Source organism: Rhizobium sp. NZLR1 (assembly GCF_017357385.1).
Lineage (GTDB): Bacteria > Pseudomonadota > Alphaproteobacteria > Rhizobiales > Rhizobiaceae > Rhizobium.
In genome coordinates this window covers 3,213,163-3,230,230 of sequence record NZ_CP071632.1, presented here as the reverse complement: position 1 = coordinate 3,230,230, position 17,068 = coordinate 3,213,163, and the positions used below count along the sequence as shown (strand labels likewise).

General features: G+C 60.6%; 21 protein-coding genes and 2 pseudogenes. 13 read left to right on the top strand and 10 right to left on the bottom strand.

All coding sequences use genetic code 11. From position 1 onward, the window contains the following. Positions 1-26: 26 nt before the first annotated feature. Genes J3O30_RS16095 through J3O30_RS16085 form a run of 3 tightly spaced genes read left to right on the top strand, consistent with a single transcriptional unit; the run spans position 27 to position 2,627 of the window. Positions 27-518, top strand: coding sequence for a MarR family transcriptional regulator (locus J3O30_RS16095; protein ID WP_207581266.1), 492 nt, complete (start codon positions 27-29; stop codon positions 516-518). Then, on the top strand, positions 519-1,220 hold the full coding sequence (locus tag J3O30_RS16090; RefSeq protein ID WP_003581129.1) for a response regulator transcription factor: 702 nt from the start codon (positions 519-521) through the stop codon (positions 1,218-1,220). It begins immediately after the preceding gene. 30 nt (positions 1,221-1,250) lie between these two features. Further along, on the top strand, positions 1,251-2,627 hold the full coding sequence (locus J3O30_RS16085) for an ATP-binding protein (protein ID WP_207581265.1): 1,377 nt from the start codon (positions 1,251-1,253) through the stop codon (positions 2,625-2,627). Here J3O30_RS16085 and J3O30_RS16080 read toward each other — a convergent pair. Continuing rightward, on the bottom strand, positions 2,624-3,097 hold the full coding sequence (locus J3O30_RS16080; RefSeq protein WP_207581264.1) for a helix-turn-helix domain-containing protein: 474 nt from the start codon (positions 3,095-3,097) through the stop codon (positions 2,624-2,626). The genes J3O30_RS16085 and J3O30_RS16080 overlap by 4 nt on opposite strands. Positions 3,098-3,132: 35 nt before the next feature. Here J3O30_RS16080 and J3O30_RS16075 point away from each other — a divergent pair, with 35 nt between their 5' ends. Next, a complete protein-coding gene (locus J3O30_RS16075; protein WP_207581263.1) occupies positions 3,133-3,978 on the top strand; it encodes an oxidoreductase in 846 nt (281 codons plus the stop codon). Between the two features lie 168 nt (positions 3,979-4,146). On the opposite strand, the gene J3O30_RS16070 is transcribed toward J3O30_RS16075, so the two are convergent. Next, positions 4,147-4,608 carry a BA14K family protein gene (locus J3O30_RS16070; protein WP_207581262.1) on the bottom strand — a complete coding sequence of 154 codons (462 nt, stop codon included), beginning with the start codon at positions 4,606-4,608 and terminating at the stop codon, positions 4,147-4,149. A gap of 148 nt (positions 4,609-4,756) precedes the next feature. Next, a complete protein-coding gene (locus tag J3O30_RS16065) occupies positions 4,757-4,972 on the bottom strand; it encodes a cold-shock protein (protein ID WP_003561293.1) in 216 nt (71 codons plus the stop codon). A gap of 211 nt (positions 4,973-5,183) precedes the next feature. On the opposite strand from J3O30_RS16065, the gene J3O30_RS16060 reads away from it, so the two are divergent. Beyond that, complete coding sequence (locus J3O30_RS16060; protein ID WP_207581261.1) at positions 5,184-5,393, top strand: hypothetical protein; 210 nt, start codon at positions 5,184-5,186, stop codon at positions 5,391-5,393. 65 nt (positions 5,394-5,458) lie between these two features. On the opposite strand, the gene J3O30_RS16055 is transcribed toward J3O30_RS16060, so the two are convergent. Then, complete coding sequence (locus J3O30_RS16055; RefSeq protein WP_207581260.1) at positions 5,459-6,349, bottom strand: DMT family transporter; 891 nt, start codon at positions 6,347-6,349, stop codon at positions 5,459-5,461. 99 nt (positions 6,350-6,448) lie between these two features. Between J3O30_RS16055 and J3O30_RS16050 the strand changes: the two genes are divergently transcribed. Next, the gene (locus J3O30_RS16050; RefSeq protein ID WP_207581259.1) at positions 6,449-6,922 is read left to right on the top strand and encodes a DUF3052 domain-containing protein; all 474 of its coding nucleotides are present in this window, start codon (positions 6,449-6,451) and stop codon (positions 6,920-6,922) included. Between the two features lie 4 nt (positions 6,923-6,926). On the opposite strand, the gene J3O30_RS16045 is transcribed toward J3O30_RS16050, so the two are convergent. The 4 genes and pseudogenes from J3O30_RS16045 to J3O30_RS16030 form a co-directional block, all read right to left on the bottom strand. Beyond that, positions 6,927-8,069 carry a PQQ-dependent sugar dehydrogenase gene (locus J3O30_RS16045; protein ID WP_207581258.1) on the bottom strand — a complete coding sequence of 381 codons (1,143 nt, stop codon included), beginning with the start codon at positions 8,067-8,069 and terminating at the stop codon, positions 6,927-6,929. Between the two features lie 130 nt (positions 8,070-8,199). Further along, a pseudogene (locus tag J3O30_RS16040) lies at positions 8,200-8,439 on the bottom strand (class GN sortase); the annotation flags it as partial. Between the two features lie 178 nt (positions 8,440-8,617). After that, positions 8,618-8,905: pseudogene (locus J3O30_RS16035) on the bottom strand (marine proteobacterial sortase target protein); the annotation flags it as partial. Positions 8,906-9,186: 281 nt separating this feature from the next. Further along, positions 9,187-10,281 carry a hypothetical protein gene (locus tag J3O30_RS16030; RefSeq protein WP_207584348.1) on the bottom strand — a complete coding sequence of 365 codons (1,095 nt, stop codon included), beginning with the start codon at positions 10,279-10,281 and terminating at the stop codon, positions 9,187-9,189. Between the two features lie 247 nt (positions 10,282-10,528). Here J3O30_RS16030 and J3O30_RS16025 point away from each other — a divergent pair, with 247 nt between their 5' ends. From J3O30_RS16025 to J3O30_RS16000, 6 genes are all read left to right on the top strand, one after another. Next, positions 10,529-10,843 (top strand): hypothetical protein, encoded by a 315-nt coding sequence (locus tag J3O30_RS16025; protein WP_207581257.1) that lies wholly within the window; start codon positions 10,529-10,531, stop codon positions 10,841-10,843. Positions 10,844-10,853: 10 nt separating this feature from the next. Next, positions 10,854-12,056, top strand: a complete 1,203-nt coding sequence (locus J3O30_RS16020; protein ID WP_207581256.1) for a pyridoxal phosphate-dependent aminotransferase — start codon at positions 10,854-10,856, stop codon at positions 12,054-12,056. 97 nt (positions 12,057-12,153) lie between these two features. Next, positions 12,154-12,414, top strand: coding sequence for a type II toxin-antitoxin system prevent-host-death family antitoxin (locus J3O30_RS16015; RefSeq protein ID WP_207581255.1), 261 nt, complete (start codon positions 12,154-12,156; stop codon positions 12,412-12,414). A gap of 2 nt (positions 12,415-12,416) precedes the next feature. Then, a complete protein-coding gene (locus tag J3O30_RS16010; RefSeq protein ID WP_207581254.1) occupies positions 12,417-12,803 on the top strand; it encodes a type II toxin-antitoxin system VapC family toxin in 387 nt (128 codons plus the stop codon). A gap of 182 nt (positions 12,804-12,985) precedes the next feature. Continuing rightward, positions 12,986-13,891 carry a glycosyltransferase family 8 protein gene (locus tag J3O30_RS16005; protein WP_207581253.1) on the top strand — a complete coding sequence of 302 codons (906 nt, stop codon included), beginning with the start codon at positions 12,986-12,988 and terminating at the stop codon, positions 13,889-13,891. Between the two features lie 35 nt (positions 13,892-13,926). Beyond that, on the top strand, positions 13,927-14,796 hold the full coding sequence (locus tag J3O30_RS16000; RefSeq protein ID WP_207581252.1) for a 3-deoxy-manno-octulosonate cytidylyltransferase: 870 nt from the start codon (positions 13,927-13,929) through the stop codon (positions 14,794-14,796). A 73-nt stretch (positions 14,797-14,869) separates the two neighbouring features. Here the strand turns inward: J3O30_RS16000 and J3O30_RS15995 are convergent, their stop codons facing one another. Next, the gene (locus J3O30_RS15995) at positions 14,870-15,967 is read right to left on the bottom strand and encodes a calcium:proton antiporter (RefSeq protein ID WP_207581251.1); all 1,098 of its coding nucleotides are present in this window, start codon (positions 15,965-15,967) and stop codon (positions 14,870-14,872) included. A 230-nt stretch (positions 15,968-16,197) separates the two neighbouring features. Here J3O30_RS15995 and J3O30_RS15990 point away from each other — a divergent pair, with 230 nt between their 5' ends. Next, positions 16,198-16,479 (top strand): DUF2188 domain-containing protein, encoded by a 282-nt coding sequence (locus J3O30_RS15990; RefSeq protein ID WP_164013504.1) that lies wholly within the window; start codon positions 16,198-16,200, stop codon positions 16,477-16,479. A gap of 3 nt (positions 16,480-16,482) precedes the next feature. On the opposite strand, the gene J3O30_RS15985 is transcribed toward J3O30_RS15990, so the two are convergent. Beyond that, positions 16,483-16,998 (bottom strand): GrpB family protein, encoded by a 516-nt coding sequence (locus J3O30_RS15985; RefSeq protein WP_207581250.1) that lies wholly within the window; start codon positions 16,996-16,998, stop codon positions 16,483-16,485. Between the last annotated feature and the right edge of the window lie 70 nt (positions 16,999-17,068).

Genomic DNA, 17,068 nt, shown 5'->3' with positions numbered 1-17,068 from the left:
GGTGCGAAGAGAGAAAGGAATGCCGAGTGTCACGACAGACCGGCCCCAAAGCAGGCAAGCCAGAGCCGCTGGCCACGCCGATGGAAGATACTGACATCATCGATTTCGAGATTATCGAACAGTTCTTCTTCGCCTATCGCGACTTCGTTTCCGATCCTGACGCCATCCTCGAAAAGAGCGGCTTCGGCCGGGCCCATCACCGCGTCGTGCATTTCGTCAACCGCAATCCCGGCATGACGGTTGCCGATCTTCTCGATACGCTGAGGATTACCAAGCAGAGCCTTGCAAGGGTGCTGAAACAGCTGATCGATTCAGGCTATATTCGCCAGGTGGCAGGCCCCGAGGACCGGCGGCAGCGCAAGCTCTATCCAACGAAATCGGGACGAGAGCTGGCGCTTGCACTTGCCGAGCCGCAATCGCGCCGCATTGAGCGGGCATTCGATGGGGCTTCTGCGGAGGTGCGGGAGGGCGTAAAAGCTTTCCTCAGGGGAATGCGGGACAGGCAGAAGGCGGATTGAATGGCGGTCAAGACAGGTATTTCAGACGATGCGGCGCATCTGCTGGTGGTCGACGACGACTCGCGCATCCGTGCGCTGCTCAATCGTTATCTCGCCGAGAACGGCTTCCGCGTCACTGTCGCCGCCGACGGCGCCGAGGCTCAGCGCAAGCTCGCGGGTCTCGATTTCGACCTGATCATCATGGATGTGATGATGCCCGGCGAATCCGGCATCGACGTCACCCGCGGGCTTCGCGCCATCAAGAACGTGCCGATCATCATGCTGACGGCGCTGGCGGAATCGGGCAACCGGATCGAAGGCCTCGAGGCGGGCGCCGACGACTATCTTTCCAAGCCCTTCGACCCGCGCGAATTGGTGCTGCGCATCAACAACATTCTGCGCCGCAATGCCGGCGGCGAGGGACCGAAGATCGAACAGGTGATGTTCGGCCCCTATACCTTCTCACTCACCCGCAAGGAGCTGAAGAAAGCCAGCGAGGTGATCCGGCTCACCGACCGCGAGCAGGAGATCATGCTGCTCTTTGCACGGCGCGCCGGTGATACGATCCCCCGCCATGAACTGATCGGCAACGACACAGAGGTCGGCGAGCGCACGATCGACGTGCAGATCAACCGGCTGCGGCGTAAGATCGAGGATGATCCGGCCAATCCCGTCTGGTTGCAGACCGTGCGCGGCATCGGATACAGGCTGAGCATCGACTAGATCTGAGGATAGAGGCCAGGACCGGCGCTAATGGTGACGATCGACAGCTTGCGGCGGGAAGACCGCACTTCTGGGCCGGGCTGGCGCTCGATTGCCCGCTGGCTGCGCCGGCGGCTGCCGACCGGGCTTTACGCGCGCTCGCTGCTGATCATCATCATTCCGATGGTGCTGTTGCAATCCGTCGTCGCCGCCGTCTTCATGGAGCGCCACTGGCAGATGGTGACGGAGCGGCTGTCGCTGGCCGTCACCCGCGACATCGCCGCGATCATCGAGATCATCGAGACCTACCCGCAGAATTCGGACTATAACGAGATCATCCGCATCGCCCGCGACCAGCTCAGCCTGCAGATCTCGATCGAGCCGGACGGCGATCTGCCGCCGCCGCGCGTCAAGCCGTTCTTCTCGATACTCGACGGCATCCTCAGCGACGAGATCACCGACGAGATCCACCGGCCTTTCTGGATCGACACGGTCGGCAACTCGAACCTCGTCGAGATCCGCATCAAGCTCGACAACAAGATCCTCAGGGTGCTGACCAAGCGCAGCCAGACCTATGCCTCGAACACACATATCTTCATCGTCTGGATGGTCGGCACCTCGCTGGTGCTGATCGGCATCTCTATCCTCTTCCTGCGCGGGCAGATCCGGCCGATCCTGACCTTGGCGCGAGCGGCCGAAAGCTTCGGCAAGGGGCAGAAGCCCGATAATTTCTATCCGCGCGGTGCCGACGAGGTCAGGCGCGCCGGCCTTGCCTTCATCCTGATGCGCGAGCGAATTGAACGGCAGATCGAGCAGCGCACCGCGATGCTCTCCGGCGTCAGCCATGATCTGCGCACCATCCTCACCCGCTTCAAACTGCAACTGGCGCTCGCCGGCGACAATCCCGACCTGCATGGGCTGAACGACGACGTCAACGATATGCAGGCCATGCTGGAGGCCTACACGGCCTTCGCACGCGGCGAAGTCGAAGAGGATGTCGGCGAGCTGAAACTCAGCGAGATCTTCGTAAAGCTGGAATCCGATTTCGCTCTGCACGGCAAGACATTCAGCTATTCCATCGAAGGCGATGACGACATATCCGTCAGGCCGAATGCTTTCATGCGTCTCGTCACCAACCTGGCCTCGAATGCCCGCCGTTATGCCGGCAGGCTCGACATCGAAGCCAAGCACAATGCCAAATGGCTGACCGTCATCTTCGACGATGACGGACCGGGTATTCCGGAAAAGAACCGCGAGGACGTTTTCAAGCCGTTCTTCCGACTGGACGCGGCGCGTAACCTCGATGCGTCGGGCACCGGCCTTGGCCTTGCGATTGCCCGCGACATCGCCCGCAGCCACGGCGGCAACGTCACCCTCGCCGACAGCCCGCTCGGCGGACTGAGGGCAACGATCCGCATCCCTGCTTAGAACGGGTTTTGGTTGTCGGCAACGGTCGGCAGCTTCACGGCTTTGCGTGCATCGAATGCATCCAGATGTTCGACGATCCAACGCCAGAGGCCAGCGACCTGCATGAGGAGGTCGCGTCCGAGCGGCGTCAACTCATATTCAACGCGCGGCGGCACTTGCGGATAGAGCGTGCGGATGATGAGGCCGTCTCTTTCGAGGGTGCGCAGCGTCTGCGTCAGCACCTTTTGGCTGATGCCCTCGACCCTTTCCATAAGGCGCGAGAAGCGCAGGGGTGCGCCCGCACCGGAGAGCACGTGCAGGATGCGCAGCGGCCATTTCGACGCCGCCCGCTCGATCAGTTCGCGGGCGCGCGCATCCTGTTCATCCGTCATGCTGCTGCAGAAATCGAACATGTCGCTCGGCAAGTCAGTTACCTCAAGGTGCGTATAGATCGCCAGGGTACCTTCTTTCGATCGGATACGATAGACCATACATGAGCCGGGAACCAAAGAAGGAAAGGTTTCCGATGTCCAAGGTCTGGTTGATTACAGGGAGTTCGCGCGGTCTCGGCCGAGCGTTGGCGGAGGCGGTTTTGGCCTCCGGCGACAATCTGGTGGCGACGGCGCGCGATCCGGCCCAACTTGCCGATCTGTCCGAGCGATATGGCGGCCAGGTGCTGACGGTCGCGCTCGACGTGACCGACGAGACGGCGGCCACGGCAGCGGTCGAGGCCGGTGTGAAGCGGTTCGGACGCATCGACGTGCTTGTCAACAATGCCGGCTACGGCAATGTCTCCTCGATCGAAGATACCAGCCTTGCCGATTTCCGGGCGCAGATCGAGGCCAATCTGTTCGGCACGATCATCATGACCAAGGCGGTCATCGCCCTGATGCGCGAACAGGGGGCAGGGCATATCATCCAGTTCTCATCCGTCGGTGGCCGGATCGGACCTGCCGGGCGCGGCGCCTATTCGGCAGCGAAATTCGGTGTCGAGGGCTTTTCCGAGGTGTTGGCGAAAGAGGTCGCGCCATTCGGCATCAGGGTGACGGTGATCGAGCCCGGCGGCTTCAGGACCGATTTCGCCGGCGCCTCGACGGTGCTTGCCGAAGGGCGGCAGGACTATGCGGAGACGGTCGGCGCTACCGTGCGCTTCCAGCGTGAGTATAATGGTCGCCAGCCCGGAGATCCTGCCAAAGCGGCTGCGGTGGTCATCCATATCGCCGGCCTCGATGCAGCACCGCTCCGGCTGCTGCTCGGCAGCGATGCTGTCCGCAATGTCGAGAAAGCGGATGCCGCGCGTATCGACGCTGATCGGGAATGGCGCGCGGTCAGCGTCTCGACCGATTTCGAACCCGATGCCGATATGCTTTGAGAAAAATTCGCTGACGGATCACAAAAGAAAGTGCCGCTCGAAAGCGGCGCCTGGCATCAGCGATGATAATGCATGTCGCCCGGAAGTGTGCAGCGGTTCCGGGATAGCATGCACAATAGCAAAAGAGCGTCGCGTGAATTTAGTTTGAAGCGACGCGCTTTAGAGAGATCAGCCGGCGGTACAGAAATGGCTGCGGCCGTCATTGCCGATATAGGTGCCGCTACGCGAATCGAAAGAGCGGTAGCGGTAAGAGCAGTAACGCTCCCACTGCGGCGACCAGGGCTCCACCGACGTGCGGACCGGTGCATAGTATCGCGGCTGCTCGACATATTGCGGCTGCTCGACATAGACGCGACGCGGGGCGCGATAGACCGGAGCGGGCTCGTAATAATCCGGCTCGTAAGCCGGGTCGATGTAGCGGCGCTCTTCGTATGCAGGACCGTTATTGGTATTGGCGATGGCCGAACCGACGATCAGGCCGGTCGCGAGACCAAGGGCGCCGCCGACGAGCGCATCGTTGCCGTTGTGATGGTGCCAATGACGGTCGCCGGCCGATGCATCGCCAATGGCGGAGAGGGTAAGCGCAGCAGCCGTTGCCGTCAGCATAAGAGTTTTTACGAGCCTGTTCATCAGCGTAGGTCCTAATCGCGGGAACCGAACGCCGGTTCCTTTCTCGATGGTGGCAGTCCTATAGATTGGTGGCTGAACGAAGGCTGAACGACAAAACCCGGCATCGCTGCCGGGCATCAACTCGAATTCGACAGCCTTGTTAAGAGGTTCAGCCCGCAATCTGCAGATTGACGGCCTTGGGGCCCTTGCCGCGGCGATCCGGCTCCGTGTCGAAGCTTACCTTCTGGTTTTCCGTCAGACCGGCCAGCCCGGAGGCTTGAACGGCAGAAATGTGAACGAAGATATCGGCGCCGCCCCGGTCCGGCTTGATGAAGCCGAAGCCTTTGTCGGTATTGAAGAATTTTACAGTGCCAGTCTCTGCCATGCGTCAGGTCCCTTTTCTCTCTGCCCGCCATCCACACGGGCAGCATCATAGCATTGCCTCCTTGCGGGAGGTGTAGGCAGGCAATTCTTGAAATGTGAGAAAAAGGTCCCCTCTACCTCGGCCTGTTCCAGGCAGGACTTCGCCCGCCATCTTCGGAACCGGCTGACCGGAATATTAGCGTTCCCGGCGCGCAAATACTTAAGGACTTCCCATGCTCGCAAAATGCCCGAACGCGCTGAGAATGCTGCGGTTAAAGGATTTTGGCAAGCAAAAGTTTTTAGCGTGCCGTGCGGCGCGCACCCCTGCGAATATCCAATTTGCGCAAAAACGCAAAATTTTCTTCGAAGATAGAGGAATGATTAACGTTTTATATCGTCTGCAATATAAGTTCGGAGCAGATTTTCCCAATAATGCAACGTGAACGCGTCTTTACGCATCCGATAAATTTTTTCTCAACGCGTAACTCACCCGCATTTCGACGCGTGTTCAGGTGACTGGCAGGCGTCGCCGGGCAAATCCAGGCACGAGTTCGACCACAAGCATAGCGATAAACATCAGCGCGCAACCTGCATAGCCGGTCACTGGCATCGTCTCGCCCAGCAGCAGGGCTGCGAGCGAGGCGCCGAAGAGCGCTTCGGCGGAGAGGAAGATCGCTGCCTGCGAGGGTGTGGTGTAACGCTGGGCGATCACCTGCAGCACGAAGGCCAGGCCCGAGGAGAAGATGCCGACATAGACGATCTCAGGTGCCGCGGCCCGTATCGCAGAGAGGCTGATCGGTTCGACGATTGCGGCAATGACAAGCGCGCAGATTGCGGTGACGGCGAATTGCGTGGCCGAGAGGGCGAGCGGCCGTCCGGTCGCAGAAACAGTCGTGCCGGCAAGGGTGATCTGGATTGCCCAGAAGCCGGCGCAGACCATTGTCAGGAGGTCGCCTGATGTAAGGGCCGAGAGGTGATCGCCTGACAAGAGATAGATGCCGGTGACAGCCATCAGCCCCCCCGGCCAGATGATCCAATGCGGGGCACGACGCAGGAAGAACACGGCGATCAGCGGCACGAAGACAACATAGAGGCCGGTGATGAAGCTCGAATTCGTCACAGTCGTCGTCTGGAGCCCGACCTGCTGCGTGGCTGCGCCGCCGAAAAGCGCAAGGCCGGTCAGAATATAGAGTTTCGCATGGCGTGCGCTGGTCTTCACCTTGGAGTTGAGCGCTTCGAAAACGACGAAAGGCAGCACGGCCAGCGTCGCGACGGTGAAACGCAGGGCAATGAACCAGAAGGGGCCGATCGCCTTCATCGCCGTCGATTGCGCGACGAAGCCGCCACCCCAGATGGCGGCTGCAAGCAACAGCAGAAGGTTCGCCTGAGCGCGCGTCATGTCGTCCTCGATGGGGAAGGAATGTGCCCCAGCGGTTAGCAGTTGCGTTTCCTTTCGGCAAGGGTGCAGACTATGTTGCCGGTTGGCGGAGGTGACAGCATGCAACGCGACGAAGGCCGGCTGGCCGGCGAAATGGCGGCGATGCCCGGGACGGCAGGCTATTCTGGCACGCCGCTCGCCAAGAAGCTCGGCCTCGCGCGCGGCCAGGCGGCTGCTCTTCTCGGCGTTCCCGAAACGATTGGCGAGATCTATGGCTTCGACGGCTTTGCCTCGGTCGCCCTTGCGCTTCCCGAAACGCCTCGGCGGGCGTTTGACTACATGCACCTGTTTACGACCGAGCGAGCGACGTTGGAGGCTTTCGCGTCCGCGCTTTTTCGTGTTCTGAGACCGGATGGCATCCTCTGGATCTCCTGGCCGAAGAAGAGTTCGCGGGTGCCGACGGACGTCACCGAGGATGTGCTACGAGAGATCCTCCTTCCGACCGGCCTTGTTGACGTCAAGGTCTGCGCCGTCGATGAGGTCTGGTCCGGACTGAAATTTGTTATCCGCAAGGAGTTACGTGGCGCGTTGTGATCTTTCAGCCGTTATTGGCCTCAGCGCGCGAAACCCTGAGCAGCGATCCGCTGTCCTCGTCCGTCACCATCAGCAGCGCGCCGTCGGGTGCGACGACGACATCGCGGATCCGGCCGTATTCACCCTCGAACAGGCGCTCTTCGGCGACGAAGGCGCCGCTTTCGTCGCGCTGCATGCGCGAAAGCAGCTGAAACTTCAGCGCCGCGACGAGGAAATTGCCGTCCCATTCCGGGAACATGGCGCCGCGGTAGACCGTGAGCGCACCAGGGGCAATCGACGGATCCCAGTAATGCAGCGGCTGTTCCAGCCCTTCCCTCGCGGTGCCTTCGCCGATTTCCGCACCCGAATAGTCGCGGCCATAGGTGATGATCGGCCAGCCGTAATTCTTGCCTGCCTCAGGCTGGTTGATTTCGTCACCGCCGCGCGCGCCGTGTTCGACGGTGTAGAGCTTGCCGTCCTTGGTATCGAAGGTGATACCCTGCGGGTTGCGGTGGCCCTTCGACCAGATTTCCGGCAGCGCCTTGCCGCCGTCCTTGAATGGGTTGTCGGCCGGGATGCTGCCATCGGCATTGATGTGGATGATCGAGCCGGCATCATCCTGCCAGTCCTGCGAGCGGTCGCGGTCGCCACGGTCGCCGACGCTGATGAACAGCGAACCATCACGGGCTATGGCGATGCGCGAGCCGTACTGGATATTGCCGGAGGTGAAGCGCCGCATGGTGAAAACAGGCGTTACGGCGCCCAGTCTCTTCTCGTCAGCGGAAAGCGTGGCGCTGAAGGCTTCAGTGCCAGAGCCCTGTGCATTGGCGATGGCGGCGGTGAAATAGATCCTTCTAGATGTCGCAAAGTCCGGGGCGAGCGCCACGTCCATCAGGCCGCCCTGGCCACGGGCGCTGACCGTGGGCACGCCGCCGATCGGGTCGGAGATATTGCCATCGCGGATGATGCGCATGCGGCCGGGCCGCTCGGTGACGAGATAGGCGCCATCGGGCAACACCTCGACCGCCCAGGGATGCTCGAGGCCCTTGGCGAGATTGTCGACACGAACGGCGGGACCCTGCGTATTGACGGTATCGGCCGCATCGGCGGACACGGCGCCGAACAGGAACAGCGCTGCTGCGAAATGGAAGGCGGATATTCTCTTCATCTTGCTTCCCCGGTCATCTCTCCCGTCCGAACGTGGAGCGGGCAGGGGAGAGCTTCAACCCTCATTCGACCTGCAATAACGGCTTTGTGTTTACCGGTTGAACGGAGCCGGTCGCCCGGCCGTCGATCAGTTCGGCCTTCGCCTTCAGCAGGAAACCGTCGCCGATCAGCGCCAGGCCGTAAACGGCAAGACCGGCAATAGCAAAGACGATCGCCCGTTCGGTCGAGGAAAGACGCCAGAGGAAAAAACCTTTCCTTTGCCGCGTCTTCGGCATGTCGTGGGTCGTGGCTAGGGCAAGTTCCAGATAGGTCGGAAGCGGCTCGAATTCACTCGCTCCCTCATTCTCAACTGTAGCGGGCCTATCGACCATCGCGCTTGGCTCCGATCATGACGATGTCCTTGAGGCGACGACGCCAGACTGCCAGCCCGCTTGCCGCCGTCAGCGCCAGGAGCAGCATGGTGAGCCCATGCGTAATCTGCTCGTCGGCGCGCATCGCCGCCTGCGGCAGGTTCACGGTCGAGAACTTCTGCGCGATCATAGTGGTGGCCCTGGCGATCGGCTCGGAGACATCGATTGCGACGTCGGCCTTCAGCCATGGCGCTTCGACATAGAAGCCCGGCTCCTTCGACGGAAAGAGCAGCGAACCGCTGTTGACGTCGTTCGGTCGGACAAGTGCTGCAAGTTGGCTGGATGTCTGCTGCGTCTCGGCGGCGCGCGCGGCGGAGGCAATACCCAATGTTGCGGCTACGCAGGCAACAAAGGCGGTGACGACGACAAGAAATGAAACGGAGATCCGGCGCATGCGCCCGATGGCAAACTCATCTTCCAGAACCATTGGCGACCCTCAATAACCAATTTCGCAGACCGGAATGATGCGGCTTCGATCTCGGCGCGCTCGCGACCGAATTGCGGCGGTGTGCGGCATTTGTTGCGGCTTATTGGTGGCGATGACGAAAACCGACGATCTCTTTGTTTTCAAAAGACATCGGCGACGAAAACGCGATTCGGGGATCAGGTCGCCTGGCCCCGCCTTGCCGGCCTTCGCAGGCGGAGTGCCGCTGAACCGTCTGAGACGCTATTTCTATCCAAGACCCATGGCCCAGAAGGTCACGGCTCTCATGGACGGGTGATCCTATAAACCAGCAAATCGTCCGAATCGACAAGCTTGGTTGCGGTCTTGTCCAGATAGTCGATGACCCCATCATGATGCTCGACGAACCGCCGGTCCTGCTTGTCGACGGCATTCTTGGCCGCGCCGAACAGATCGGCGCCCTGCGCGCGCAGTTCCTCGAGCTGCGCGATCGCGGTGGCGTCATCCGCGACGAATTTCGACCATTCGACATCGCCTCCGCCAGGCGGGAACACCCAGCCGCGCGCCCTGCTGTAGTAGACTGCGACGGGATCGCCGACCTCGGGCGCGATGGCGACTACGAGGTCGCCCGGTTGCGCCAACCGCGCCAGTTCCTCGCCAAGCAGCTTGCCCTTCATGGCGATTGGCTTCTTCATCGTCCTGACAAGGGGCAAGGTCGACCAGGCAAGCGCGACGGCCACGATGCAGATCGAGCGAAACACCACCGCCGGCGTTGGAACGGTTCTGGAGGCAAGCGTTGCCAGAAGAAGCGCGCCGTGGCCGCAGAACATCGCGACCGGCACATGGAAGATGTGGAAGTTCCACACATTGCTGGTGATGTCGCCCGCCGCCGCCAGATAGAGGATCATGGCCGCAGCCAGCCACACATAGGGAATGGCCGAAAGGGTGCGTTGCTTCGGGTCTTCGGCGGGCCTGGGTGGCATCCACAAGCCGACCGCGAGCAGCACCATGAACGGATAGCCGTAGAACCACAAGACCGAGGTGTTGTCGTGCCAGCCGAAGAGTTGATAGAGCAAGGCTGTGAGATAGCTGACGATCTGGAACTCGCGGCCCTGATAGCTTGGCCCGGGCCCGGTCCAACTGACCTCCGGAAAGAAGATGTTCCAGCTGCGGTGCTGGAAATTGTCGCCCATCATGGCGGTGCTTATCTCGCGCCAGCTGAAGCCGTCGACCAGCGGCAAGGTGATCTTGTGGAACCTGAAGACGATCGCAATAAACAGGATCCCCAGCAAGATCGCCGTGTTGAGGCTCAGATAGTTGCGAAAAGCCATGTCCCGGTCGGTCATCTGCTGCGGGTAGTGCTGACCTTCGGCCTGGTTCATTTCCGGGTCGTCGGTCATCTGAAAACCGCGTCCCTTCCGACGCCCGGCACGGCGCGATACGCGCCGGCATCGGATCGAGAGGAAGATTGGGTTGAGCGGGATCTCGCCGACGGCGCGGTCGGCTGCGGGGCGGCTCGTAGCCATCACCGAGCAGCGGTTTGGAAGGCTTGCGGGGCGGCTTTGTCATGACGGCAGTTCATCACCAATGCCTTAAAAAGCAATTCGCCCAGATTGATTATTGACTCCATTCCTCAGGACCGGCGTGATGTCGAAGGTCAGGTCGGATGCCGGCGATAATCTTGAACTCCTCGACATGCTCGCGGATGACTTCGAGCGGCAGCTTCCAAAACAGATAAATCCCGATGTTCTCAAGAGATTGACTCAAGAGTTGCGCGTAGCGCTTCGACTGCGCGCTGCAAGCCTTGCCGAAAAGGGCGGCGACCCGCTCGCCGATGTGGCGAAACGATCAATAAGAATCATTGCCTCCATCACGCCTTTGCGCTTGAAATGCCATCATACATTGGACATAGAGCTAGGCGCAGAACTCCGGTCCCGGCTTTCTGCCCGTTTCAACCATTAGGACCGATATCATGGCTTTCCTTGCCGACGCTCTTTCCCGTGTGAAGCCTTCAGCCACCATCGCCGTTTCCCAGAAAGCGCGCGAGCTGAAGGCAAAAGGACGTGACGTGATTGGCCTCGGCGCGGGCGAGCCGGATTTCGATACACCCGAGAATATCAAGAAGGCCGCCATCGACGCGATCAACCGCGGCGAGACGAAGTACACGCCGGTTTCCGGGATTCCCGAATTGCGCAAGGCGATCGCTGCCAAGTTCAAGCGTGAAAACGGCCTGGAATATACCTGGGAGCAGACGATCGTCGGCACCGGCGGCAAGCAGATCCTGTTCAACGCCTTCATGGCGACGCTGAACCCCGGCGACGAAGTGGTCATCCCGGCGCCTTACTGGGTTTCCTATCCGGAGATGGTTGCGCTATGCGGCGGCACGCCAATTTTCGTTTCGGCCACCCAGGAGCATGACTTCAAGCTCCAGGCGGCAGATCTCGAAAAGGCGATCACACCGAAGACCAAGTGGTTCATCTTCAACTCGCCGTCCAACCCGACGGGTGCTGCCTATACGCAGGACGAGCTGAAGGCGCTGACCGACGTACTGATGAAGCATCCGCATGTCTGGGTACTGACCGACGACATGTACGAGCACCTGACCTATGGCGACTTCAAGTTCGTCACGCCTGTCGAAGTCGAGCCGAAACTCTACGACCGCACGCTGACGATGAATGGCGTCTCCAAGGCCTATGCGATGACCGGCTGGCGTATCGGCTATGCCGCAGGCCCGATCCAGCTCATCAAGGCGATGGACATGATTCAGGGTCAGCAGACCTCGGGGGCGACGTCGATCGCCCAGTGGGCGGCTGTCGAAGCGCTGAACGGCACGCAAGACTTCATCCCTGAGAACAAGAAGATCTTCGAAGGCCGTCGCGATCTCGTCGTTTCGATGCTAAACCAGGCCAAGGGCATCGTCTGCCCGGTGCCGGAAGGCGCTTTCTACGTCTATCCTTCCTGCAAGGGCTTGATTGGCAAAACCGCACCCTCTGGCAAGGTCATCGAGACGGACGTAGATTTCGTTTCTGAGCTCCTGGAATCCGAAGGCGTTGCCGTCGTTCAAGGCTCGGCCTTCGGCCTCGGCCCGAACTTCCGCATCTCCTATGCAACGTCGGAAGAGCAGCTCGAGGAAGCCTGCCGCCGCATCCAGCGCTTCTGCGCCGCTTGCAGGTAAGCGGACTGCGATAAGATCGATCGAAGGCCTGCCGGTGACGGCGGGCCTTTTTTGTGGCGACGTTGACGATGTGGCTGCATGTGGCTACATTTGAAGCGTGAAGACCGTTTCGATCCGCGACGCGAAGAACCGGCTGACCGAGCTTGCCCGCGAGGTCGAGCAAGGCGAAACCATTGTTGTGACGCGGAACGGCCGGCCGGTGTTCGATCTGGTGCCACATCAGAAACGCGGCGGTTTGAACCTGGAAGCTGGTCAGGCCTATCTTCGCTCACGAGGCATTTCCAATCCCGTCCCGTTCATCGCAGATGATTTTGACGATCCGCTGCCCGAGGATTTTCTCCTGAAGCCGTTGCCGTAACCATGCAGCTTCTCCTTGATACCCATATCGTTCTCGCGATCCTGCGCAAGGACGTCGGACATCGGTTCCGGGAGATCGCGGCGCTGCTTGGTGACAGCAAGACCGTGGGTTTCGTCAGTGTTGCAAGTCTTTGGGAGACGGCGATAAAGGCTCGGCTGGGAAAGCTGGATCCTGGCATGCCGCTCGAAGACATCGCGCGATCTCTTGAGGAAATAGGGCTGATACTGCTGCGGATCGAAATTCAGCACGTCATCACTGCCGCCGACCCCGAGCCGGAGACGCGCGATCCCTTCGATCGAATGCTGCTGGCGCAGTGCAAGGTCGAGGGGCTGCAGCTAGCGACGGTCGACCGGTTGCTCGTCGGCCATCCGCTGGCGGTGCGATTATAGGCTCATATCCCGATTCAACGCCTTGCGGCCTTGATTCCGCTTCGCCTCGCAAGTCGTTGAATTCAGATTCAAAACGTGACGCAGAGTGACTGTTCGGCGGGTGATCTGCGGTTGCGGGGCGGCGCCAAACCAACTAGATATCCGGCATTAAGTTTAAGTTGCCGCTTTGGGAGGCCGGGATTTTGCAGCAGAGTGCGGTGATCGTCTGTTCGGATGTCAACATGCTGCCGGCCGCCTGCTGCACCCTGCTTTCCGTCAAGCGCAATCTGGGGGCTTCGCCAGCGGAGTTCCTGCTTCTCGGCATCGACCTCAAGCCGAGCGAAATCGCCGAGGTTGGAAATTTCGCGCGGCTGCACGACATGGCGATCACCGTGCTGCCCTATAATACGCCGGAAACTGCAAAGCAGGCGCGAGGCCGCTGGTCGGCCGCGACACTGGCGCGGCTCTACATGGATCTGCATATTCCCGATCATATCGAGCGCCTGCTTTACCTGGACGCCGACGTGCTAGCGGTGGCACCCGTCGACGAACTCTTCACCAGAGATTTTCGAGGCAAGGCGCTTGCCGCGGTCGACGATTATGTCATGGCCTTTCCTGAGAAGGCCGGCGCGCGGCAGCGAAAGATCGGCATGCGCGAGGGCGGCCGGTATTTCAATGCCGGCGTGCTGCTGTTCGATTGGTCGGCCTGCCGGGCGAAGGGGCTCTTTGCCAGGACACGGGAGATATTCGAGGAGCGGTCGCATCTTTTCGAGAATAACGACCAGGATGCGCTGAACGTCAGCTTCGACGGCGACTGGCTGGCGCTCGATCCGCGCTGGAACACGCAGACGGGCCTCCTGCCTTTCGTGGGCCGGCCGGCGATCTTTCATTTCACCGGCCGGAAAAAACCGTGGCAGGCGACCGTTCCCTGGGTGCACCGGCAGATGGCCAGGCGTTATATCGAGGATCTGCGAGACACGCCCTGGGCTTCCTTCTGCAGACAGCCGTCGATGACGGGCCGGGTGGCGGGCTTTCTCTCGCATGTGGGAAAGCAGATCGGCGGGCTGACGCGGCTGGCACGGATGCGCGCCTATTTCAGCAACAGCTAGTAAGGCGCGTCCTTGGAAAGTGCATGTGAGCCGATATGGAATCGATCCCCAGCGATATCAACACCGTGGCCGCCGCAGATGACGGATTGCATTTCCTCACGCCGGAAGCGTGGAAAGCGCTGCTGTCGGGCTATTCCCACATCGTGCTGGTGGCAAACAGCGAGGCGGTCGATTTCGAGCAGCTGCGAAGCGAGTTGCCGGAGACGGCGCTCTACGTCTTCTTCAATAATGTCTACAAGGTGCTCGACGAACCCTTCGCCGGCCATGCGGTGCTGGTTGCCCGCAGCGGCGTGATGGGCGCCAATATCGTCCACCGGCGCGAGGCTGCGGATGTCCTGCGCTTCTTTGCCGGCGACAATTTTCTGGGCGTCGTCAATATTCGCGTTTCTCCCGAGGAAAACTTCAGCGAGGAGCGCCGCTTCAACGGCGCCAGAGCCCGTCACCTTGATCTGACGCAGATGATCGGGGATCTCTATCCGACAGGCAAGATCGCGACGAGCGGCTTTGCGCTGGCGCTCTGGCTCGCCGAGCTGCAACTGCCGGGCAAGATCCTGCTTGCCGGCTTTTCGGCAAAGAGGAGCGAGAAGTGGAAGGTCTTCGACGTGCACGATTGGACGTTCGAGCAGATATTCCTGCGTCTCTTTGCCAGGATGGGCACGATCTCGATGATGGGTGGTGTCGATACGAGCCCCTATGCGGCGCTCGCCAAACGATTTCCACAGGTGCCGCCGATCGAGATTGCGATGACGGCGGCCGAGGTTCTGTCGGAGCGACTTCACAATGCCAACAGCCAGATCGACAGGCTGATGTCCGTCACCAAATCCATCCGGGCCGTCGAAGGTTTCTTCCGGCGCTTCAAGCCGAAAACCCGTAAGCAGCGTTTCCTCGAAAAGTCGAAGGAATAATGGTCGCAGGTCCGTGCTGACAGGCGTGGGCTGCCAAGAAGGCTGTTCGAATATCGGTTTCAGCGCGCCGCCTTCAAAGCCCCAGCCCCGTCAGCATGACGAAGGTGGCGAAGAGGATGAAATGGGTCATGCCTTCGATAGCGTTGGTCTCGCCGTCGTTAAGATTGATCGCGGCGGCAATCAAGGTGATCGTCACCATCACCGTCTGCACCGGGGTCATCGCCATGATGAATGGCTGACCGGTATAGAGTGCGATGGCCTCCATGACCGGCACCGTCAGGATCACCGTCGAGAGCGAGGCGCCCATGGCGATGTTAACCGTCGCCTGCATGCGGTTCCTGAGGGCTGCCCTCAAGGCGGTGAGAATCTCGGGGGCGGCTGAAATCGCCGCGACGACGACGGCGGTCACCGCGATCGGCGCGCCGCTGTCGCGCAGACCCTCGGTCATGAGTGTGGCCATGAACTCCGCCAGCAGGCCGATGATGACGACGCCGACCAGAATGGTGGCGATCGAGATTGCGGTCGATTCGTCGGGACCATGCTCGTCCGGACTTTCTTTCTTCCGTTCGGAGCGCGGATAGCTGTAGCTGAAGAAATAGCTGTGCTGGCCGACCTGCATGCGCAGGAAGAGGCCGTAGAGCGCAATCATCGCGACGATGGTGAAGGCGGAATAATAGTGCCATTTGTCGCCGGGCACGAATTCCGGCACGATCATCGAGATGCCGATGGCGGTGAGGATCATCACGCCGTAGGTCTTGCCCGAATTGTCGTTGTAGGGCTGTTCACCATGCTTGAGGCCGCCGAGCAGGGCGGCGAGACCCAGAATGCCGTTGATATCGAGCATCAGGGCGGAATAGATCGTGTCGCGCACCAGTGTCGGCGAACTCTCGCTGCTCATCATGATGGCGAGGATGATGACCTCGACGGCGACGGCCGACAGCGTCAGGATCATCGTGCCATAGGGATCGCCAACCTTGATGGCGAGCAGCTCGGCGTGATGGGCAACTCGGATCGAGGCGAGAACGATGGTACCGACCAGGGCGGCGGCCGCGATCAGAGCGATGCCGCGTCCCATCTCGATCACCGCGTGTTCCAAGAAATAGGCGATCGCTGCAACGACAAGTGCCGCGACCAGAAACTTCTCTTCTTTCAAGCGTGATGCAATCCCCAAGCTTCAGCTCCTGCCCCGATCCATGCGTTTTATCTAAGTCACTGATTCCGCATATCAAGCAAGCATCGATCCAGTCCGATTTGCAGTCTTCGGCGTTTAATGGAATACTGATGTCATCGGGGCCGAAAAGCAGATCGCGGCGTCCTCGAATTCTCGTCAAGCGGCCGCGATGATCCGGATCCTGTCCGGAAGCGTGCGAATGCGCAACAAGAAGATGAGGAGGTGAATGCATGATCAAGGTGGTCTACGAAGTCGTGCCGCATGACGGCGGTTGGGCCTACCGGCTCGGAGGCGTCTATTCCGAGGCATTCCCCACCCATGCCGAGGCAGTGGAAGCTGCGCGTATCGTCGCGGCCGAACAGCAGGTCGGCGGCGATTCCGCCGAGATCAGTTGGCAGGACGAGAACGGCAAGTGGCATGAGGAATATGCCGAAGGCGGCGACCGGCCGGAAACCGAGGTGGTGGACGGCCAGTGGAAGGACCGCTCGGCCGAGGCCTCGCAAGGCATTTGAAGCCTAATCGTCGCCCGTTAAGCCCCGCGCGACGATCGCGTCGACGAATTCGCGCTTATGCGCAGTATAGCGATTGCCGTCCATCCTGAATTCGGCTGCCAGCCTGCGTTTGAGCGCGGCATAATCGGCCGCCGCCTGCGGATGCATGATGAGATAATCCCGAAAAGCGAGCCTGTTTCGATGCGTGCCATTGCCGAGCAGGCAGAGGTAGACGCGCTCCCGCGGCACGGAACCTCGTGATAAAAATGCCCAGACCTCGTCGTCGTAACGATTGCCGCGCGGTTCGTAGCCTTCTGCCAGAAGCACATCGGTGGCATCCTCGATGTGCCCGAGGCCGGGAAGAACGATGTCGATATCGATCAGCGGTTTGGCACTCATGCCCGATATGGACGTGCTGCCGATGTGGTCGATGGAGAGCGCCTGCGGCAGCAAGACGAGTAACCTGTCGCGGATGCGCCGAAACGCCTCTGGCCATTGCGGATCGTAGGGCACGAGTTCAACCGGATCGTGGGTCATCATCTTCTTCCGCTACAGCGCCGCGCGTCCGATAGGACAGGTTCTAAAGCGCGTCGCGATCTTCAGATTCGCC